Annotated in this window: 17 protein-coding genes, 2 tRNA genes and 1 other RNA gene; 11 read left to right on the top strand and 9 right to left on the bottom strand. The window is 53.9% G+C overall.

Going from position 1 to position 19959, the window contains the following annotated elements:
• The first annotated feature begins 7 nt into the window (after positions 1-7).
• Both ADN00_RS19400 and dcd read left to right on the top strand, forming a co-directional pair.
• Positions 8-1669, top strand: coding sequence for a CapA family protein (locus ADN00_RS19400; RefSeq protein ID WP_075064650.1), 1662 nt, complete (start codon positions 8-10; stop codon positions 1667-1669).
• A 52-nt stretch (positions 1670-1721) separates the two neighbouring features.
• Entirely contained in the window at positions 1722-2276 is a 555-nt protein-coding gene (gene dcd, locus ADN00_RS19395) for a dCTP deaminase (protein ID WP_075064649.1), read from the top strand.
• Positions 2277-2351: 75 nt separating this feature from the next.
• On the opposite strand, the gene ADN00_RS19390 is transcribed toward dcd, so the two are convergent.
• On the bottom strand, positions 2352-2960 hold the full coding sequence (locus ADN00_RS19390) for a histidine phosphatase family protein (RefSeq protein WP_075064648.1): 609 nt from the start codon (positions 2958-2960) through the stop codon (positions 2352-2354).
• A gap of 73 nt (positions 2961-3033) precedes the next feature.
• Positions 3034-3207 (bottom strand): hypothetical protein, encoded by a 174-nt coding sequence (locus ADN00_RS20085; protein WP_160317576.1) that lies wholly within the window; start codon positions 3205-3207, stop codon positions 3034-3036.
• Between ADN00_RS20085 and ADN00_RS19385 the strand changes: the two genes are divergently transcribed.
• A complete protein-coding gene (locus tag ADN00_RS19385) occupies positions 3200-4300 on the top strand; it encodes a substrate-binding domain-containing protein (protein ID WP_075064647.1) in 1101 nt (366 codons plus the stop codon). The genes ADN00_RS20085 and ADN00_RS19385 overlap by 8 nt on opposite strands.
• 52 nt (positions 4301-4352) lie before the next feature.
• On the opposite strand, the gene ADN00_RS19380 is transcribed toward ADN00_RS19385, so the two are convergent.
• The gene (locus ADN00_RS19380) at positions 4353-5429 is read right to left on the bottom strand and encodes a sensor domain-containing diguanylate cyclase (RefSeq protein ID WP_152966432.1); all 1077 of its coding nucleotides are present in this window, start codon (positions 5427-5429) and stop codon (positions 4353-4355) included.
• A gap of 30 nt (positions 5430-5459) precedes the next feature.
• Positions 5460-7109 carry an ABC-F family ATP-binding cassette domain-containing protein gene (locus ADN00_RS19375; RefSeq protein ID WP_075064645.1) on the bottom strand — a complete coding sequence of 550 codons (1650 nt, stop codon included), beginning with the start codon at positions 7107-7109 and terminating at the stop codon, positions 5460-5462.
• 99 nt (positions 7110-7208) lie between these two features.
• On the opposite strand from ADN00_RS19375, the gene ADN00_RS19370 reads away from it, so the two are divergent.
• Positions 7209-8183, top strand: a complete 975-nt coding sequence (locus ADN00_RS19370) for a pyruvate kinase (RefSeq protein WP_075064644.1) — start codon at positions 7209-7211, stop codon at positions 8181-8183.
• Positions 8184-8298: 115 nt separating this feature from the next.
• Here ADN00_RS19370 and ssrA read toward each other — a convergent pair.
• Positions 8299-8686: a transfer-messenger RNA gene (ssrA, locus tag ADN00_RS19365) on the bottom strand.
• Between the two features lie 119 nt (positions 8687-8805).
• Here ssrA and ADN00_RS19360 point away from each other — a divergent pair.
• Positions 8806-9738 carry a magnesium transporter CorA family protein gene (locus ADN00_RS19360; RefSeq protein WP_075064643.1) on the top strand — a complete coding sequence of 311 codons (933 nt, stop codon included), beginning with the start codon at positions 8806-8808 and terminating at the stop codon, positions 9736-9738.
• Between the two features lie 52 nt (positions 9739-9790).
• Here the strand turns inward: ADN00_RS19360 and ADN00_RS19355 are convergent.
• From ADN00_RS19355 to ADN00_RS19345, 3 genes are all read right to left on the bottom strand, one after another.
• Positions 9791-9864 (bottom strand) — tRNA-Val (locus ADN00_RS19355).
• A gap of 63 nt (positions 9865-9927) precedes the next feature.
• Entirely contained in the window at positions 9928-10686 is a 759-nt protein-coding gene (locus ADN00_RS19350; protein ID WP_075064642.1) for a tetratricopeptide repeat protein, read from the bottom strand.
• Between the two features lie 116 nt (positions 10687-10802).
• Entirely contained in the window at positions 10803-11063 is a 261-nt protein-coding gene (locus ADN00_RS19345) for a hypothetical protein (protein WP_075064641.1), read from the bottom strand.
• Between the two features lie 113 nt (positions 11064-11176).
• Between ADN00_RS19345 and ADN00_RS19340 the strand changes: the two genes are divergently transcribed.
• The 3 genes from ADN00_RS19340 (at position 11177) to ADN00_RS19330 (ending at position 14083) form a co-directional block, all read left to right on the top strand.
• A complete protein-coding gene (locus ADN00_RS19340; RefSeq protein ID WP_075064640.1) occupies positions 11177-11953 on the top strand; it encodes a fumarylacetoacetate hydrolase family protein in 777 nt (258 codons plus the stop codon).
• Positions 11954-12235: 282 nt separating this feature from the next.
• Positions 12236-13897, top strand: a complete 1662-nt coding sequence (locus ADN00_RS20205) for a hypothetical protein (RefSeq protein WP_152966431.1) — start codon at positions 12236-12238, stop codon at positions 13895-13897.
• Between the two features lie 111 nt (positions 13898-14008).
• Positions 14009-14083 (top strand) — tRNA-Pro (locus ADN00_RS19330).
• Positions 14084-14197: 114 nt separating this feature from the next.
• Here the strand turns inward: ADN00_RS19330 and ADN00_RS19325 are convergent.
• Entirely contained in the window at positions 14198-15286 is a 1089-nt protein-coding gene (locus ADN00_RS19325; RefSeq protein ID WP_152966430.1) for an alpha/beta fold hydrolase, read from the bottom strand.
• Positions 15287-15654: 368 nt separating this feature from the next.
• Here ADN00_RS19325 and ADN00_RS19320 point away from each other — a divergent pair, with 368 nt between their 5' ends.
• The 3 genes from ADN00_RS19320 to ilvD all read left to right on the top strand — a co-directional run bounded on the left by ADN00_RS19320 (position 15655) and on the right by ilvD (position 19946).
• Complete coding sequence (locus ADN00_RS19320) at positions 15655-16983, top strand: pentapeptide repeat-containing protein (protein ID WP_075064638.1); 1329 nt, start codon at positions 15655-15657, stop codon at positions 16981-16983.
• A 242-nt stretch (positions 16984-17225) separates the two neighbouring features.
• Positions 17226-17804, top strand: coding sequence for a DUF2087 domain-containing protein (locus tag ADN00_RS19315; protein ID WP_075064637.1), 579 nt, complete (start codon positions 17226-17228; stop codon positions 17802-17804).
• A gap of 474 nt (positions 17805-18278) precedes the next feature.
• Positions 18279-19946, top strand: coding sequence for a dihydroxy-acid dehydratase (gene ilvD / locus ADN00_RS19310; protein WP_075064636.1), 1668 nt, complete (start codon positions 18279-18281; stop codon positions 19944-19946).
• Positions 19947-19959 lie beyond the last annotated feature (13 nt).

Here is a 19959-nt window from a genome sequence, read left to right as displayed (position 1 = left end):
CCGCCCTATGCCGAATAAATTACACATCATCGTCCTCGCGTGCCTGGCAGTCACCCTGGCTGTTTCTGCCTGTGCGCCGCAAAGCTCCGCTCCGTCTGCCACTGCTGGTCCCACAACCGTCCAGCCAACCCAGCCCGTACCGCCCACCGCTCTCCCGCAACCAACGGCCACCCCGCGCCCACTTGCGCTCTGGATCGACCCCAGCCTGCCGGGAGATTTCCGCGCGCAAGTTGCCGTCGACGCGAGCATGGTAACGACCACCGATGCCGGCGCTGCCGATTTTCTCCTCACGACTGGTGATTCCATGCCGGCCAGCCAGTGGGTTTACGCCCTGGCCGCTCCCTTTCCCACCATTCCGGATGATCTTTCCACCGCCGCGCTTTTGCAGGTCTGGCTGGGGCAGGTGGATGACCAGTTGCCGTTGGAGCGTCTCGTGGTCGATGCCAGCACAGCCGCCGTTTTTGAAGCCCAGTGGGGCGCGCCGTCTCGGCAGACTGTGGATGTGGTCTCGACAGAGACTATTTCTGACCAATGTTGGAACACACCCGGCTCATGGACTCTGCTGCCATTTGAAGCCATTGACCACACCTGGAAGATTATCTCGCTTGACGGCCAATCCCCGCTCAGAAAATCGTTCGACCCTAACCAATACGCCCTCACCATTTCCATCAGCCTGATCAATCAAGGAACGGCCAGCGTCCAGCCTTCCGATCTTATCTCACTGCCGGCCACCAACCGCGACCCCTCCAAACTGACCACTGTGATTCTCACCGGTGTCACCGCCCTGGTGCGCGCCACCGCGCAGATGATGGAATTAAAAGGAATGGCGTACCCCGCCACCGACATTGGCGCGGACTTGCGCGAAGCCGATATTCTTCACATCAACAACGAAATTCCCTTTGCCGAAAATTGCCCGCCGCCTTTTCCCCGCGAAGACAACCTGGTTTTTTGCAGCAAAGAGAAATACATTCAACTGCTTGAAGACATCGGAACGGATGTTGTAGAATTGAGTGGTGATCACTTTCAGGATTGGGGACCGGAAGCCGATTACTTTACCCTGGATCTCTACCGTCAGCGCGGCTGGGGATACTATGGGGGCGGCGAAAACCTGGCCGACGGGCGCAAACCGCTGCTCATCGAACACAACGGCAACCACATTGCCTTCCTCGGTTGCAACGCCAAGGCCCGCGGCTATGCCACCGCCAGCGAAACCCAGCCTGGCGCGGTTTTCTGCGATTTCGATTTCTTAACAGCCCAAATTCAGGAGCTGCGCCAGCAAGGCTACCTGCCCATCGTTACCTTTCAACACCTGGAATATTACGATTACAAGATCAACCCCTACCTGCAGCCCGACTTTCAACGTGTAGCTGAGGCTGGCGCGGTGATTGTCAGCGGCAGTCAGGCGCACCAACCGCACGCATTCGAGTTTTTCAACGGCGCGTTTTTGCATTACGGTTTAGGAAACCTGTTCTTCGACCAACTGAAAGAAGGCATCCCTACCCAACAGGCTTTCATTGACCGCCACGTGTTTTATGACGGAAAATACATCAGCACCGAGCTGCTTACCACCCGGTTTGTGGACTATGCCCGCTCGCGCCCGATGACAGCCGAAGAACGCGCAGAACTGCTCGATACGGTGTTTGACTTAAGTCTTTGGAACCGCCCGTGAATTAACCCGCGCCATTTGCCGTGGGATATTAAACAGATTGCAGGAGAAAAATATGGGACTGAAACCCGACCATTGGATTCGAAAAATGTCGCTTGAACATGGCATGATTGAACCTTTCGTTGACCATCAGGTTCGCAATGGAGTGGTCTCGTACGGTGTATCTTCCTACGGTTACGATGTGCGTGTCGCCAATGAATTCAAGATCTTCACCAATGTGTTTTCGGCCACCGTTGACCCCAAAAATTTTGACCCGCGCTCGATGATCGATTTTGTCGGCGACGTGTGCATCATTCCCCCCAACTCCTTCGCGCTTGCCAAAACCGTGGAATACTTCCGCATCCCGCGCAGTGTTCTCACCGTCTGTTTGGGAAAAAGCACCTACGCGCGCTGCGGCATCATCGTCAATGTAACCCCCTTCGAACCCCAATGGGAAGGCTTCGTTACCCTCGAAATCTCCAATACCACCCCGCTGCCGGCGAAAATCTACGCCAATGAGGGTATTGCACAGGTCTTGTTCTTTGAAGCGGACGAGGAATGTGAAATCTCTTACGCCGACAAAAAAGGTAAATATCAGAACCAGCAAACCATTTTGCTCCCCAAGCTATAACCGCAATGTCTACACGAAGCAGCGGAAGATCATCTGGTCTTCCGCTGCTTTCTTTATAGTATTCAACCACCAACTTCAAATTCCAGATATGCGCTTGGTGCGCCCACGCCAGGAGAGAATCACCTCATCACCTTCCCGCCACATCGCCATCCCTTCCAAAAACTCCGGCCAGTGATCTTCAATCGGCTCCAGAAAGACGTGCGCCAGAATGCAAGCCAGGTACGAATCGTGGCTCACAAACACCTGAAAAGTGGATAGGCCGCCGTTGCGCCGCAGCATAAAGCGCATCGCTTCCACCACCCGCTCGGGCAGCGGGTCGCTGGCGCGAAAGTGGATAATGTTTCTGCGGGTGGGCTGCAGGTATGGGAAGCTGAGTTTTTCCTCGGGGCGAACATTGGCCCAATACCCGGCCCCGCGCGCGATTCCCATCGCGGTATCAATACACCTCCCCACTGGGCTGGAATAGAATCCACCCAACCGCATCCCTTGCCTGCCCATCCAGCGCCCCAGGTCCTCGGCCATGCGCACCCCGGCGGGGGTTAACTGCGCCTGGTAAGGGTCAAAATCATCGAATATCGGATAGCGCGCTGAATGGCGCAGCAGAAGCGCCACGCTGCGGTCGTGTGGCGCGTTGAGCAGTGTTTCTTCTGTCCGAAAGCCGGGCGCGCCTGACTGTGTTTGCATTTTTGTCCTCTTTCTACCCGCGAAAATCAGGGGAATGATATCACGAATAGTCAATGCGTTAACCGAGACTCAATCAGTCTTCGGCCACCATCACATGGGAGGCTTTCTTCACCACGCCGAACTCGCTGATCCCGGCTCCCACATCATTAAAACGCCAGAGTTGCCCCACCCGCCAGGTCTGCGGCAGGGTAACCAGGATCAGCTTGCCGGAAAATCGGTTCGCGCATATACTACCAGCAATGAACACAGGTGAGACTCCCCTTTACCAGCAAATCGCGGAGCAGATTCGCCGGAGCATCATCGATGGCCAGCTGAAACCGGGCGAGCGGCTCCCTTCAGTGCGCCAGATGACAGAACAATGGCAGTGCACACCTGGCACCGTTCAGCGCGCCTACCGCGAGCTGAGCCGTCAGAACCTGATTTCCAGCCGGCCCGGCCAGGGAACCCATATTCTCGCCGAGCCTGTCCGCAAAATAAACCCTTCGTTGCAAAAAGCCAAACTGGTGCACCAGGCCGAGAAATTCATTCTCGAAGCCATCACCAACGCCTACTCAACCAGTGAAATCGAACAGGCCTTTCAAATTGCGCTTGATCGCTGGAAAACAGCCGCGCATGATAAGGCTGGCCTGAAATCTGCCGCCATCGTTTTTTCGGGCAGCCACGATATGGCATTGAATTGGGTGTCATCTCACTTTCCTGTTGAACACCCCCAATTCCAGGTGCAGGTTTCCTACACCGGCAGCCTGGGAGGGCTCATCGCATTGGCAGAGGGGAAAGCCAATGTCGCCGGAGCCCACCTGTGGGACTCGCTTTCCAGCACCTACAACATTCCCTACGTCCAAAAAATCCTTCCCGGCAAAAGAACCGCTTTGGTCACTCTGGCGCTTCGCCGCCTGGGGCTGATTGTGGAAAAAGACAACCCCCTTAACTTGCATTCGTTTCGAGACCTGGCTAACCCCCTTGTTCGCTACGTCAACCGGCAAGACGGGTCGGGCACGCGGGTCTGGTTCGACCGTATGCTGCAAGAAAATCACATCGCCCCTGCCGACATACCCGGCTATGAGAATGAAGTCTCCACCCACTCTGAAGTGGCCCAACAGATTGTAGAAGGCCGCGCAAATGTGGGCATTGGCCTTGAAGCAACCGCCCTTGCCTTTTGCCTCGGCTTCACCTTTCTTACCCTGGAAAAATATGACCTGATCATCCCCGAAGACCAGTTTGAACAACCTGTAATTCAAGCCCTTGTTCAATGGCTGCAGCTACCTGCTGTGCGCCAGAGCATAGACGCCCTGGGCGGTTACGACACCCAAAAAACCGGTCAGGTGCAGTGGGTGGAATAAAAAAAATGGCGGCTACGCCGCCACACGTCGTGTTCCCTTCTCCCGGTGGTCTCTAATCCGCCAAAGCGTATTGATCGTATCCCTGCAGCTTCGCGTTCAACATCGCGGTATTGGCCGATTTTAAGACATCGGTCATATTGCTGCCATTTTGGGGAAACAAGGCCACCCCAATGCTAAAAGTCAGCGCCGGAAGCTGATTGCCCTGATACCTGACCCGCAGCTTCTTAACCTCAGTTCGCAGCCACTCCACCCGTTTTAAGGCGGCTTCCTGTGGCAGGCCAGGAAGGATAATAACAAACTCTTCACCCCCGTACCGGCAGGCGATATCGCTTCCTCTCACGTGTCCCTTTAGAAATTCTCCCACCGAACGTAAAATAGCATCCCCCGCCGCGAAGCCGTATTGGTCATTGATCGTTCGGAAACCATCAATGTCAATTTTTAACACCGAGACCGGGTATTCCCTTCGCTCTGGATGGAAGATATTGCGGTTGATTGTTTCTAACAAATATCGGCGGTTGAACAGCCCGGTCAACGGGTCGATGACGGTTTGCAGTTCCAACTGCTCACGCAGCCTCATATTGATCATCACCAATGAGAGTAAATCCGCCAGCACCACAGCCAGGTTCACATGCTCTTTCAGCGCATCCGCCGATTCAAACCGCAGGTGCAATAGACCCAGCACTTCGCCTTGATAATTCAACGGTGCGCATATGTACGGATTAAACCCACCTTCCTCCATTGCCATTCGCACATGTTCGCAGCGTACTTCTTCCGGCTGGACAACCTCAATGCAGGGCGAGTTCTGGCGAATGGCAGAGCAGTCTTCGAATGTAAAGACCATTTGCTTTGTAAGGCCTTTTCCCCACTGGGCGACCAAATCACTTAAGCCGGTTTCAGGGTGAAAAATATATAATCCGCCAACCGATTGTGGAAAAAACTCACCCCCATATTGAGCAAACACCGAAAAGACATCTTCGAGCGTCAAACAACGTTTTAACAGCTCGCCCATCTTAATCAGCATCTTGCACCCCTTTATCACCAAAGGTTTGTTGAAAAATTTTCCACTACCCCTATTGTATACCACCTTTAACCAATCGAAAACTATCTGAATACCGTCTGAACTGCCCAAATCTCGGCTGGCAGACGCATCTTCACGTTTTTAGAAATACAAATCGACGCGGTCGCTCACCTCGGTGAAATTGCCCGTCTCCTTCTCAATTCCACTTGGCGACATTAATGCGATATGCGTTGCCACCTGATCTAAAAAATAGCGGTCATGTGAAACCACCAGCACCGTACCTTCAAAATCCTCCAGCGCCTCGGCCAGCACCTCCGCCGATTGGATATCCAGGTGATTGGTGGGTTCGTCCAACACCAGAAAATTGGGGCGCTTTAGCATCACCAGCGCCAGCTGCAGCCGACTGCGCTCACCACCCGAAAGATTTTTAATCAACATTTGCCCCTGGCGGTAGGAGAATAAAAATTTATCCAGAAACGCGGCCGCCTCCCGCTCCGAAAAGTTGCCCGCGTAGCGCACGGTGTCAAACAAAGTCCGTTCAGGCGCCAGGGTTTCGTGTTCTTGCGCGTAATATCCGATGGTCACACTTGGCCCGATCTCAATATCCCCCCCGCTGGCGGGTAGATCTCCCAAGATCATTTTCAGCAACACCGACTTCCCGCAGCCGTTGGGTCCAACCATGCCCACCCGCTGGCCACGTTGAATCACCATGCTGGCGTTTTCAAACAACGGTTTACCGGCGCCCCCATCCTCGCGGAAGACTTTCTTCAATTCGCGCAATTCTAACACCTTTTGGCTGCCGCGCCAGCCCGCGAACCGCAGCGCCATGCGCTCACGTTCCGCCGCTGGTTTTTCGATCTTATCCATCCGGTCGATGCGCTTTAGAATATTCGCGCCGCGCTTGATGAACTTGGGATTATCGTATACCTTTCCCCATAACAACAGGCGTTTGGCTGCCTGCTCCAGGCGGGAAATCTCTTTCTGCTGAGCGCCAAAGAGCTGCTGCTGCCGGACGCGCAAATGCTGCTTCTCAAACATAAATTCTGAATAATTGCCAGAGAAAACAGTCAGCCTGCCGCCCTCAATTTCGGCGATCTCATCAGCCACCAGGTCCAATAAATAACGGTCGTGAGATACCAGAATCACACCCCCGCTGAACTGGCTGATGGTCTGCTCCAGCATTTTTTTGCCGCGCAAGTCAAGGTGATTATCCGGCTCGTCCAGCAGCAGCAGGTCCGGTCCGCGCACCAGCAGCATCGCCAGCCCCAGCAGCTTCTTTTGCCCGCCGCTCAAAACGCGCACCGGCAGCGAAAGATCGGCCTCCGCAAAACCCAGCTTTAACAGGATCGAGCGCGCGCGGCCTTCAAACCCTGGCCCGCCAAGCGCCTGATATTGTTCAAACAACTTTTCTTGTCGGTCCAGCAAGCTGGCCAGACGCGCGGCATTCTCATATACTTCAGGCAAACCCAGGCGGGCTTCCACTTCTTCCAGGTCTTTTTCTACCGCGTGCAGCTCGGTGTGGCAGGCCATCATTTCATCCAGCAGACTGTGATCGGCATTAAACTGCGGGTGCTGGGCAAGATACCCGATTTTTAATCCCTCTTTTCGCACCACAAAACCGGCCTCTGCCGGCAGTTCTCCGGCGATCAACCGCAGCAGACTGGTTTTTCCACTGCCGTTATAGCCGATTAACCCCACACAGCGGTCGTCATGGATATCCCACGACAAATCGCTGAAGATGGGTGTATCATGGTAATTAACTTTAACATGGTCTAAATGGACAGCGATCATCTTCCTTGCCTGTTTTTTTCAATCTTATCAGATATCTCTTAACCTGTCCCCCCATTATTGATATAATCTTTCAAACCGAACGCAGATTGGACATAATGTATGGAATACAAAATCATCGCCACCCTCGGCCCAAGCAGCAGCACTCCGCAGATATGGAGCGCTATGCTGGCAGCCGGTGTCGACGCCTTCCGGCTCAACACCTCACACCTCTCCATCGCCCAGCTTAACACCTGGCTGGACCAGATTCAATCCTTCACCCGCGCACTAGACCCGCACCCCCCATTAGTTCTGGACCTGCAGGGCAGCAAATGGCGGTTGGGGCAGTTCCCCACTTTTGACCTTGAACCCGGCCAAAAAGTACAGTTGGTTTTTGCCACCGCCTCCCAGGCCAAAAACGTGCTTCCGGTTCCACACGCCGATTTCTTCTCAGCGGCATCCCTTTCCAGCGGCGAAATCGTGTTGAACGACGCCAAAACCCGCCTTCAGTTAGAAAGCATCACTCCCGAAGCGGTTACTGCCACGGTACTTCTCGGTGGAACCATCGCATCCAACAAGGGCATCACCTTTTCTGCGTCCGATTACCGCATCGAAGCCCTCAACGCCAAAGACCAGGCCATCATTGACCAGACACACCGGCTGGGCTTCATTCGCTATGCCATCTCGTATATCAAAGACGCGGCCGAAATGGCCCAGTATCGTGCCTTGATGGGCGCTTCGTCTCACCTCATTGCCAAACTGGAGCGCCAGCCGGCTGTCAGTGAAGCCGCTCAAATCTCCGAGTCAGCCGACGAGCTCTGGCTTTGCCGCGGAGACCTGGGCGCCGAGCTGGGCATGCGCGCGATGGCCGAGGCCGTGCATGAATTCTCGCTACATCTGCGCGAGTATGCCGTCCCGGTCTACATGGCCGGCCAGATCCTCGAGCACATGACCCTTCACCCCACCCCCACCCGCTCCGAAGTCTGCTTCCTGCATGATACGGTCAAGAAAGGCTTCCGCGGTGTGGTGCTTTCCGACGAAACCGCCATTGGCCAATACCCAATTGAAGCCTGCCAAACGAGCGCGCTGTTCAAATAAACTATTCAGTCTGGCGGCATTGAGAAAACAAATTACAACATCCCCTGTATTTGCGCAGGGGATGTTGTGGTTAAACGCGAAAATGGCAAAGCTGCCATTTTCTTAGCTGGGGGGTGAGTGGAGATGGCGGGAATCGAACCCGCGTCCGAAAGATTCGACCCTCGAATATCTACGAGCGTAGTTGGTTTTTAAGTTTCACCCGCCGCAGGCTGAGCCAACAAACCCGCCTTGGGTTATCCGCTTTGTCTTTCGTGCGGCTCACGGCACACCGCTCGGCACCCTGGTATTGTCTCGCCCGGACTGCCCCGACCAGAGAACGGAAACAGGCGGACGTAGCCTCCGTAGAGACTATGCGCTTGCCTTAGCCAGCCAATTAGGCGGCGAGGGGCATAGCAGCGTAGGAAGTGCGATTGGCACTTAATGTTTTGTGCTGATTTTTCGAGGTCGGCACCTCTCGGCTCGCAATCCGGGACCAGCCTCCCCCGTCGAAGCCTGTCATCCCCTCAAGCACTCTTATTATATCAGGTTCACTTATTTCCGCAAAGCACCATTAATAGAACATTTAGACCGGTTTGCGGTAAAATGGTAGCGTATTCTCTCACCTGGAAAGGAGTGCCCGGTCATGATCTCCATCCTTAAAAGCACACCCAGCGGCCTCGAACCGCAAACCGAACCTTCCAGCGGATGCTGGATTAATGTTGTCGACCCGACCACCGATGAAATCGAATCGCTTTCCAAATTGGGCATTCCCCAAGACTTTATCACCTACCCTCTGGACGTTGACGAACGCTCGCGTACCGAGCGCGAAGATGACGGCACCGTCTTGATCGTGTTGAGAGTGCCGTATTTTCAGGGCATGCGCGCCGATATTCCTTACATTACCATTCCGCTCGGCATTATCATCAACGAAGATTTGATTGTAACCATTTGCCGTTGGAAGAACGACGTACTCCAGAAATTCCTGGGGGGGCAGGTGCGCGCTTTCTCCACCGCCAAGCACAATCAATTTGTGCTTAAACTGCTCCTCCACACGGCCTCAAAATACCTCTCTGACCTGCGCGAGATTAACCGCGCCACCGATATCCTTGAAGACCAGCTCCAGCTTTCCATGAATAACAACCAGTTGATGGAAATTTTGAAATACCAGAAAAGCATGGTCTACTTTACCACGGCCCTCAAATCCAACGAGTTAATGCTCGAGCGCCTGCAGCGCAGCCAGTTGTTCCGCATGTACGCCGAAGACGAAGATCTGCTCGAAGACGTTATCACCGAAAACCAGCAGGCCATTGAAATGACCAACATCTACAACACCATCTTAAGCTCCATGATGGACGCCTTCGCCTCCATCATTTCCAATAACATGAACATGGTCATGAAATTCCTGGCCTCGGTAACCATTGTGCTCAGCCTGCCGACCATCGCAACCAGTTTCTTTGGCATGAATGTTCCCCTGCCGCTGGAAAACAATGCGGTTGGCTATTTGATCATTTTGGGCGCGACGGTGATCATTTCGCTGATTGTTGTCGCCGTCTTCTACAAACGCGACTGGTTCTAATCCCCCCCTTGAATCAGCAAACCGGCCTCGCGGCCGGTTTTTTTATTTCTTGTGGGCGGGACAGGACTCGAACCTGCGACCCCATCCTTGTAAGGGATGTGCTCTAACCAACTGAGCTACCCGCCCATCGGGCAGTGGCGATTATAACATAAAACCGCCATTTTATCTGCCGAATTGCCGGCGCCCATTTTACTGGCAGCTCTTCTCCCACAACGCGGCGCGGAAAGCCTGTTTCGCATCATCAACGGCGCCTTCCATGCCCGCTTGAGCCAGCCATTGTGCCAGATCGCCATCAGCGAGATGGATTTCTCTCAGCGTCACGTCCAATTCGCGCACCAACGAGAACGGCGCCGCTGCCACCTTCCAATCCGCGGCATTAGCAAACGCGTCAATCAAATGCTCTACCGCCTCCACAGTCCGTCCTTGCCGCCGCAGCAAAACCGCCCGTGAGCGCATAATATCGAATAACATCAAGCCTTCTGATTGGGCGATCTGCGCCGCCTCATCCAACAGGCGGCCCGCCGCATCAAAATCACCCAACTGGATCATCGTCTCCGCGTATTTTTGCAGCGTGCCAAAACATTTCCCGCGCGCCACATCCTTTTCCAGGCGCTTTTTGGTGGCTTCCACAATCCGGTTCTCCAATTCCAGTTGGATCGCCTCGGCTTCCAACCGATAAATCTCCGCGCAGCGCCGGTCGATCTCCTGCGCGCGCCGGCAGATCTCCAGCGCCTCGGTATAGAAGCCGAATTTAAGCGCAATTTCCAGCGCCGCGTCAATCACCAGGTATTGAACCGTCCACGTTTCAGGAAACTGCTCAATCAGGTTCATTAACGCCAACAAGGCGCTGGAAGGCTCTGTGAATTGGTGATCCAGCGCGTGTGAATATAACTGGTGAGCATATTCATCTTTACTGACCGTTGAGAAAGGAATGCTTTGTGTGGCCATTGCGTACTTAATTTCCTACTCATACCGAGAGGTTATCCCCTTCTGACGTACGCGGGCGTGATGGTTTTAAATGCTGGCAGACATCAACCTTGGGTTGTGTCTATCTCTGACGATGGCTACGGGTAGAACGCCGGGGGCGCATCAACCGCATAAGGCGTATAGGTTGGATAAGGAGTGTAGGTTGGTTGCATGTCCCCCTCACCCTCTTCCTCCTCACAAACGCATGGCTCCGCAGTCGGCACGGCTGTCCAGGCGGCTTGCGTCTCGCGGATGCGCTTTTGAACCAGATCATTCACCGGTCCGCAAGCCATACTCATCAGAAACAACGCCACCAAAACCACAATCATAACCAGTGCCGCCGGTTTGCGATTCACCATGCGATGATTTTACCATAACCACTCTGGTAAAAAAACAACTCGGTTGGGTATTTTCATCAATCAACTTCAGCCTGTGATAGACTTAAGCAAGATTAAAAACCGGGAGGTCAGGCATGCGTTTTCTTCGCTACCAGTTCGAGAACAACCCACCCCAATACGGCTGGCTTCATGAAGGCCAGGTCGGCCCGCTGGACGGCTCGCCCTTTGAAGGCTACCGCCGTCAGGAAGCCACCATTGCCCTCGAACAAGTGCGCCTTTTGCCTCCCGTCATTCCGCAGAAAATTGTCTGCGTGGGCCGCAACTACGCAGACCACGCCCGCGAGCAAGACGCTGAGATTCCCGAAATTCCCCTGCTCTTTCTGAAGCCGCCTTCTTCCATCATCGCACACCAGGCGTCTATCTACCTCCCTCCCCAATCCCACCAGGTAGACCACGAAGCCGAATTGGCCGTTGTCATCGGCCGCACCTGCCGCTGGGTTTCCTCTGAAACGGCCTTGTCGTTTGTCTTTGGCTACACCATCGCCAACGACGTTACCGCCCGCGACCTGCAGCGCAAAGACGGCCAGTGGACGCGCGCCAAGGGCTTCGACACCTTCTGTCCCCTCGGCCCCTGGATTGAGACCGATTTCGACCCTGCCGACGCCCTCATCACCTGCCGCGTCAATGAAGAACTGCGTCAGATGTCCTCGACCCGCGAGATGATCTTCACCATATCCCAACTCATCGCCTTTGTATCCTCTATCATGACCCTCGAACCCGGCGATCTGCTCCTTACCGGCACGCCTGCCGGGGTTGGTCCCTTGCAGCCCGGCGATAGGGTCGACATCTCCATCGAAGGCATTGGCAGCCTGCAAAATCCCGTACGCTCCAGCCCTTCTATTTTCGCCTGAAGTCCAACCTAATATCATAAATTAATGCTTGACAAACCAATTTATTACTGCTAGAATTTTATTATGTTGATAAAAATTATCCTATTTATCTCATATACATCACACCATCCTTAGGGAGGCACTGATCTGAGCATCTTCAATCTGGTCGCTTGGCGCACGGAACCGTCCGTAGCGCGGGATGCGCAGGGAGCCGAGTAGCGAAACCGACCGAAAGGAAGTCTGTTCCCAGACCATCTGGGAGAACTCGTACCAAGGCGAGAAGGCTGATTTTCGGAGGAAAAAATGAAAACTCAAAAGGTCCTATTGTATCGAAGGCTAACCCGTTATAGCTACGCGGTTAGCGTCATTTTTTTAATGACCGGACTCATCTTATCAATGGTCAATACCACCGCCCTGGCAGACTCAGACCAGCCGGAAAATCCAATTCCAGTCATTGAAACGCTGGAAGAAGAACAGCCCCCGGCAGAGATCCAGGAACCAGAAGAAATGCCCACGCAGGAACCTCAGGAGACTTCCGAATCACCTGAACCTGAGGAATCGCCAACCGCCGAGCCGGTGATTGAAGAATCGCCAGAACCAACCGAAGAGGTTTTCTCAGAAGAAACGGACAACAGTTCCATCCAGAATGATGAGAGAAAAACCATCGTCTGCCACCTCACCTCCTCACCAACCAACCCGTTTGAAGAGATAGAAGTGGCCAACCCTTCGGTGCTCGACGCTCACCTCGCGCACGGCGACTGGATTGTGGACGCCAACAACCCCTGCCCTCCGCTGCAGGCCGATGAGCCCACTCCTCTGCCACAACCCACTGCTACGTTGCAGCCTACGGCAACTTTACAACCCACGCCCACTCTCCCGGTTCAACCCGATATAACCGGCAGCATTGAATTCACCACCGGCGACTATTCCATCTGCCAGCTCACCCCAACCACCATCACTGCCACCGTGCGCGTCAGCCTGCCCGAAGGCGTAACCGCCCGCTTGCAGACCAGCTACTATATCGTCAACCCCCCCAATAAGTTTTCCCCCACCACCTACTGGGTATACAACAATGTCTCCGACGGTGATGAAATCACTGTTCAGGGCCTTTGGCCCGGCGTAGACCCCGGTGATTCCGTGGTGGAGATTCACTTCGGCGCGCGCCTGTCGTACCCTGAAAACGGCATTGATACCGAACTGGACACTGCCGGCCTGGATGTTTACTGGTATCCGTGGGTCTGCAATTTGCCCACCGCCACACCCACTGTTCCCACGCCCACCCCCACCGCCACTCTGGCCACACCCACGGTTACGCCTACCGAGCCGGCGCCCACCCCCACCCCACTGCCAGACCCGCAAGACCTGGAAACATCGTACTTCTGCGCTGGTGATGGCGTTCAGTTCTCCGTATTCAACCCCAACGCCTACGCCGTCGCTTTCGACTGGCAGTCGCTCGATGATCCGTCACAAAATGGCAGCGGCAGCGTTCCGGCAGGCGAAAGCCTGATGTTCTTCAAGGGGCCTGTCGGCACCAACAACGTCCGCGTTAGCTGGCTGCTGCCCAATGAAACCCCCATGAGCGTGGATGCCACCAACGGCAGCGACTTCTGCATCGATGAAGAAGTAACCCCTACCCCCACGGCTACCCAGCCCTCGGGTTCGAACCCCACCCCCACTCAGCCCAGCGAGTCCAACCCCACCCCCACTGCCACGCAGCCCGCTGGCCCGGCCGTTACCCCTGACCCCGGCGACCCGCCCAGCATCACCACCATCCAGGAAGATCCCCTGCCCACTCTCGCCCCGCCCGCCGCTGGCGGCGACCCCGGAGCGCTCATTCCTGTCACCGGCGGCGACTTCTCCGCTGGCAGCCTGGCCCATCAACTCTTCCTCAACCTGGGCCTCGTCTTCCTCGGCATGGCCTTCGTCCTCAACGGCGTTACCAACCGCATGGCCAAATCAAAGTAACGGATCAAACCTGATACAAAAAGGCTGGCATCCTGTATTGGCTGCCAGCCTTTTTCTTTACTCCGCAAACCTTGCTAAAAGCCCAACCCTGGGTTTATAATAAGCGCCGTACGGGGCGTGGCTCAGCCCGGATAGAGCGCACGGTTCGGGTCCGTGAGGTCGGAGGTTCAAATCCTCTCGCCCCGACACAACCGTCACCGAAAGCCGCACGGATACCCGACAGATTTCTGCCGTGCGGTCGTAGGTGACATTTTTTCTTTAAACCATCCCCCTTTTGCGAGAAGTCCTTTCCCCGCTTCCTCACTCTTCATCCGCCAGCCGGTTCCCTCCCGTCAGCACATCCTCGCGCAGAATCTCCAGCATCTTTTCCGGCTCCTCAAACATCGGGCTGTGCGCTGAGTTTTCAAACGTGTAAAAGCCCTTCACAGGCGCGTCCAGCCGGTCGAAATAGGCTTTCGCCTGCGCGTAAGTGCAGGTGTAATCATAAACGCCTTCCAGAAAATATACCGGCAGGTCCAGCGCCGGCACCTTCTCCGACAAATCGGTGCTGATCGAATCCTCCCACAAGATGCTCACCCCCGCGTTTGCCTTGGCCTGCCAGAACCGCAGCTTTTCCGGCACTGTGTACGCCCGGCTCATCAGCGACGGGAAAAATATCCCCGTCACCACCGAATCCATCTCGCGCATTGTGCCGACCCCCAGGCTGTGCATCGCCTGGTCGCGCACCCGCAGATACGCTTCCGGGATCCCGCCTTCCAGCGTCACCGGCGCGGCCTCCAGCTTTTTCACCATCTCGCTGTTGCCGTTTGCCTTGAACTGCGCCAGCATGTACTTATACGCCTCCACTTCGGACTGGCGCTGATTTGCCATTTGCGCCACGCCAATATAGGCATGATACAGCTCCGGCGCGCGCGCCGCTGCCTGAATGCCAATGAAGGTGCCTCCAGAGTGGCCCATCAGGTAAATCTTCTCCTGCCCAAAGCGCTCGCGCAGGTAGTGGGTCACCGCCAGCGTGTCCGCGATCATTTGCTCCAGCGTCAGCGTCTCAGGCGGCGTCTCCGCGCTGTAAGACATTCCCGCCCCGCGCTGCTCCCACCACACCACCGTGAAGACTTCTTCCATCCCAGTCGGGTATATTTCCGACAGGAAATAATCCGGCATTCCACCGTGCAAATACAGCAGCACCGGGTTGTTCACATCCCGGCTCTGAATGAACATGCCCTGCTGCACGCCGTTGATCTCGATGTACACCTTCTCAGACAGGCTGCCCGCCAGCGGACGTCCCTGCTCATCCACAACCGGCCGCGGCTTTCCCGGGCTGATCGCGAAAAAATACCCTGCCAGCAGAATCAGGCAAACCAGCAGCGCGCTTAAAACATAAAGAAACATTTGTGCCACCTTTCGCGCGAAGGATAGGGGTGTAGAAACCGGCTTGGAAGAAACCGTCATACGCTTTTCCCTGTGTGTTGAAGAACGGTGATTGAGATTGGAATGATTCTAGCAGAAAACTGGAGATCATTTCGATTAAATGGGGTGTGGCTCAGCCTGGTCTGAGCCAATGAATTGATCATCGCTTTGTATATCAATTGTAGTGTTGCTATAATTATTGTGTTCTTTTTTGCGGATGATGATGGGGTAATAAACGCAGGTGTGCGCGTAAGAAGCGCGTCTGAATGATATTAGCCCACATAGTCTACAATACAATCTGTCAAAATTGACAGGTTAATATGTCAAATGTGAATTTTTGGGGGAATGAGATGGAAGAGATTGATTCGCGCCCATCCGAAGGTGAGCAGATTGAACAAAGCAAACCAGAATTAAAAACTTTTTGGCCAGTCTGGACTGGGTTTGGAGAGTTTACTGACTATGAAGGGAAATTCCACCGAGGAAAAACTCTCTGGGACTGGCTGGAGTTATTGATCATCCCCATTGTTCTGGCAGCTGGGGCATTGTTTATAAACTACTCATTGACACAACAGGGATATGAAAATGCTGAAAAGAATGCGCAAATTGAAAGAGAAATCAATTTAGAGAACCATCGCGAAGCATTGTTGCAAAGTTATCTGGATAAGATGGGCGAGATATTATTAGATCTTGATCTCGGCCAAAATATTAATAATGATTCGACAGAGCTAAGATCACTAGCACAAGCAAGAACTTTTACAACCATTAGGCAACTTGATGGACCAAGAAAAAATATAATAATTGAATTTCTATATGAAACAAGGCTTATTACTCCGACTAAATCCAATCAACCTTATATCAACCTTCAACGTGTAGACCTGAGCAATTCAAATTGGGTATCAAAAAACTTGAATTATATAGATTTATCGGGAGCCGATTTTGATCATGCAAATATTAGCGGTTCGAATTTCAATTTTTCAAATTTTTCATTTACGTGGCTTGATACTGCTTCACTTATGGGATCAAATTTTATTGGGGCAGATTTATCATCCTCAACATTTTCCAATGCAAGTTTAATGGGAGTCAACTTTTCACACGCGAATCTTATGGAGGCTGATTTTTACAAAGCAAATATGTGGTTGACAACTATGGTTGGGGCTAATCTTACTTATGCGTATCCAGTAGAGGCTGTTCTGAAAAACTGTGATCTATCATGCGTAACGATGGACCAATCAAATTTTGAAAAAGCTGCCCTTTCAGGTACAAAAATTTCATATGCGAATATTGATCAGAGCTATTTTCATCACGCAAAAATGGAAGGGGTAAGCCTTTATCAAGCAGAAGTTGTAGATTCCTGTTTTTGGCGAGCCACCTTATCTGAAGCTGATTTTCGATACTCTGTCATATCTAGATCTGATTTATCAGAAACTGAAATGCAGAAGGCGGATTTTTCTAACTCAGTTTTGTCCGAGGTAATTTTTAAATATTCGGATTTAAGTGATTCAAAATTTGGAAATGCGAGTCTATACAAAGTAGATTTTGAGAATGCAAATTTACAAAACGCAGATTTTACTGGAGCTGATCTGACTGAATCAGATTTCACTAAGGCAAACCTTAGAGGCGCAATTATCACCGACGAGCAGTTGAGCCAGGCCGCGTCGATTGAAGGGATCAAACGGTAATTCGTTTTTTACCCCCCATCGAGGAGCAATTATTAAATATCGGTTCACTGATGAAATAACGCACTAAGCTGCTGCTAAATATCTGCACACTTGTCGGGATTCATCCAAGTAAAAGCACACAATGCTCTTGCTATATAGCAATAAAATCCTTTTTTAAGATATTAACCATCCCCTCTTGACACATCTCTTTAATTCCATATAATTATTTCTATATCTATCGAATTAATTTCAAGGAATTGACTATGGACGCTACGCAAGAACTTCTCAACTTCTTCAAAGCGCTGGCCGACGCCAACCGCCTCAAAATAGTCGGCTTGCTCTCGCAGCAAGACCTCACCGTCGAGCAGATCGCCGAGATGCTCGCCCTCAGCCCCTCCACCGTCTCGCACCACCTCTCGCGCCTCAGCAAGGCCGGGCTGGTCAGCGCGCGCGCCGAGAGCTACTACAATATCTACCACCTGCAGGTCAACGAGCTGGAGGCCATGTCGAAGCGCCTGCTGGCCCACGAAGATCTGCCCGAGGTGACCCAGGAAATTGATGTGGACGCTTACGACCACAAGGTGATCAAGAGCTACACCAACCCCGACGGCACGCTGAAGACCATTCCCACCCAGCTCAAAAAACTGGACGCCATTTTGCGCTATGTGCTCAAAGGTTTCCAGCCCGGCGCGCGCTACACCGAAAAGCAGGTCAACGAGATTTTGCAGCACTACAACGAAGACTACGCCCAACTGCGCCGCGAGCTGGTGGAGCAGGGCTACATGTGCCGCCAGGGCGGCGGCGGTGATTATTGGCTGCCTGACGCGCCTGCCAACGATTAATACCCGCGTGAGTCTGCCAATTCGGCCAGACTCACGCGCTTTTTATGGCTTGTTAACAACCTATTAACTTTTCCGCCCGCATAACCTATTGACATTTGATTTTATTGACCTATAATCTTACCAATAGTTACACACTTTCTTACTTAACCTTTGAAACCCATGTCCTTTTATCTGTCGCTCGTCCTTTCGATTATTATTATTTTCGTTCTCGTCCTTATTGGTGAGAGCGAATTAGCGCTTGGGCGGGTGAAGGTAAAGTAAAAAAGTAAACACACCCACATACAGCCAGAAGGCCGCCCAAGCACAGGGCGGCCTTTTTCGTACCAACCCCCAACCGGGGGATCCCAGCCAACTCCATACACGGCCGTTTCTCAATCAAAGGGATGGTTTTCAACACCGGCGCGCCGCCAGGTGATGGACTTTTGTTGCTACTTCACGAAATTATACGATACAGAACCAGGAGACAAGCAAAATATGCGATCAGACAAAATCAAAAGCGGGTTTGAAAAAGCCCCCCACCGTGCCCTGCTCAAAGCGACTGGCGTTGCCCAGTCCGACATGCGAAAACCGTTTATTGCCATTGTCAATTCTTACGTCGATATTATTCCCGGGCACGTCCACCTGCAGGAGTTTGGTCGTATCGTCAAAGAGGCCGTGCGCGCTGCCGGCGGCGTTCCCTTTGAATTCAACACGATTGGCATCTGCGACGGTATCGCAATGGGGCACGCAGGCATGAAGTACTCGCTGCCCTCCCGCGAACTGATCGCCGACTCCATCGAGTCAATGATCGAAGCCCACCAGTTCGACGGCATGGTTTGCATCACGAACTGCGACAAAATTGGCCCTGGCATGTTGAATGCTGCCATGCGCGTCAACATCCCCGCCATCTTTGTCTCTGGCGGCGCGATGGCCGCCGGCCGCACCCCCAGCGGTCAGTCCGTTGACTTGATCTCCGTCTTCGAAGGTGTGGGCAAATACAAAACCGGCCAGATCGACGACGCACAGTTGCAAACCCTCGAAGATCACGGCTGCCCGTCCTGCGGCTCCTGCTCCGGCATGTTCACCGCCAATAGCATGAACTGTCTCATGGAGGCCCTCGGCATCGCCTTGCCGTTCAACGGCACCGCTCTAGCAAAAAGCGCCGAGCGCGAAGAACTGGCCCGCCAGGCTGGCGCGCGCATCATGGATCTGGTAGCGCAACAGCTCACCCCGCGCCAGATTGTTACCGCTGAAGCCCTGGATGACGCCTTCGCCCTCGATATGGCAATGGGCGGCTCTACCAACACCGTTTTGCACGCCCTGGCAGTCGCCAATGAAGGCGGCATCGCCTACGATCTGGAGCGCATCAACCGCGTCTCCATGCAAGTTCCGCATCTCTCCAAAGTCTCGCCCTCCGGCCCCTGGCATATTGAAGATGTTCACCGCGCTGGCGGCGTACCCGCCATCCTGCGCGAAGTGCAGCGCGCCACGGGTATTTTGCACACCGACCGTCCCACTGTCAGCGGCAAGACCTTTGGCGAGACCTTCCAATCCGCGCAAATTACCGACACCGAAGTGATCCACACCGCTGAAAACGCCCATTCACAGACCGGCGGCCTGGCCATCCTGTTTGGCAACCTGGCCCCGGCGGGCGCGGTGATCAAAACCGGTGGTGTCAAACCCGGCATGCGCCATTTCAGCGGACCGGCGCGCATCTATGAATCGCAAGATGAAGCCTACGCCGGCATCCTCAACGGAGAAGTCCAGCCCGGTGAGGTGGTGGTCATCCGCTACGAAGGCCCGCGCGGCGGCCCCGGCATGCAGGAAATGCTCAGTCCCACCAGCGCCATCATGGGCATGGGCCTGGGTGATCAAGTTGCCCTCATCACCGATGGGCGCTTCTCTGGCGGCACGCACGGCGCCTGCATTGGGCACGTTTCACCCGAAGCGGCCTCCGGCGGCCCCATCGCAGCCCTGCGCCCCGGCGACATGGTCGAAATCGACCTGGAACAGCGCACCCTCAACGTGCAACTCAGCGATCAAGAAATTCAAAACCGCTTATCCGCTTTACCCCCCTTCGAATCCAAAATCACCAGCCGCTGGCTGCGCCGTTACGCCCAGTTTGTAACCAGCGCGGACACTGGTGCGGTACTTAAAGCCTGATCCAGGCATTCAG

Source organism: Ornatilinea apprima, assembly GCF_001306115.1.
In the GTDB taxonomy this organism is placed as follows: domain Bacteria; phylum Chloroflexota; class Anaerolineae; order Anaerolineales; family Anaerolineaceae; genus Ornatilinea; species Ornatilinea apprima.
The sequence above is the reverse complement of the archived record's forward strand: the minus strand, read 5'-3'. Positions and strand labels throughout refer to the sequence as shown.

Excerpts from the sequence above, each read along its gene's own strand:
- ADN00_RS19400 (WP_075064650.1), top strand. The coding sequence starts at position 8 with ATGCCGAATAAATTACACATCATCGTCCTCGCGTGCCTGGCAGTCACC.
- dcd (WP_075064649.1), top strand. The coding sequence starts at position 1,722 with ATGGGACTGAAACCCGACCATTGGATTCGAAAAATGTCGCTTGAACAT.
- ADN00_RS19390 (WP_075064648.1), bottom strand. The coding sequence starts at position 2,960 with ATGCAAACACAGTCAGGCGCGCCCGGCTTTCGGACAGAAGAAACACTG.
- ADN00_RS19385 (WP_075064647.1), top strand. The coding sequence starts at position 3,200 with ATGAACACAGGTGAGACTCCCCTTTACCAGCAAATCGCGGAGCAGATT.
- ADN00_RS19375 (WP_075064645.1), bottom strand. The coding sequence starts at position 7,109 with ATGATCGCTGTCCATTTAGACCATGTTAAAGTTAATTACCATGATACA.
- ADN00_RS19370 (WP_075064644.1), top strand. The coding sequence starts at position 7,209 with ATGGAATACAAAATCATCGCCACCCTCGGCCCAAGCAGCAGCACTCCG.
- ADN00_RS19360 (WP_075064643.1), top strand. The coding sequence starts at position 8,806 with ATGATCTCCATCCTTAAAAGCACACCCAGCGGCCTCGAACCGCAAACC.
- ADN00_RS19350 (WP_075064642.1), bottom strand. The coding sequence starts at position 10,686 with ATGGCCACACAAAGCATTCCTTTCTCAACGGTCAGTAAAGATGAATAT.
- ADN00_RS19345 (WP_075064641.1), bottom strand. The coding sequence starts at position 11,063 with ATGGTGAATCGCAAACCGGCGGCACTGGTTATGATTGTGGTTTTGGTG.
- ADN00_RS19340 (WP_075064640.1), top strand. The coding sequence starts at position 11,177 with ATGCGTTTTCTTCGCTACCAGTTCGAGAACAACCCACCCCAATACGGC.
- ADN00_RS20205 (WP_152966431.1), top strand. The coding sequence starts at position 12,236 with ATGAAAACTCAAAAGGTCCTATTGTATCGAAGGCTAACCCGTTATAGC.
- ADN00_RS19325 (WP_152966430.1), bottom strand. The coding sequence starts at position 15,286 with ATGTTTCTTTATGTTTTAAGCGCGCTGCTGGTTTGCCTGATTCTGCTG.
- ADN00_RS19320 (WP_075064638.1), top strand. The coding sequence starts at position 15,655 with ATGGAAGAGATTGATTCGCGCCCATCCGAAGGTGAGCAGATTGAACAA.
- ADN00_RS19315 (WP_075064637.1), top strand. The coding sequence starts at position 17,226 with ATGGACGCTACGCAAGAACTTCTCAACTTCTTCAAAGCGCTGGCCGAC.
- ilvD (WP_075064636.1), top strand. The coding sequence starts at position 18,279 with ATGCGATCAGACAAAATCAAAAGCGGGTTTGAAAAAGCCCCCCACCGT.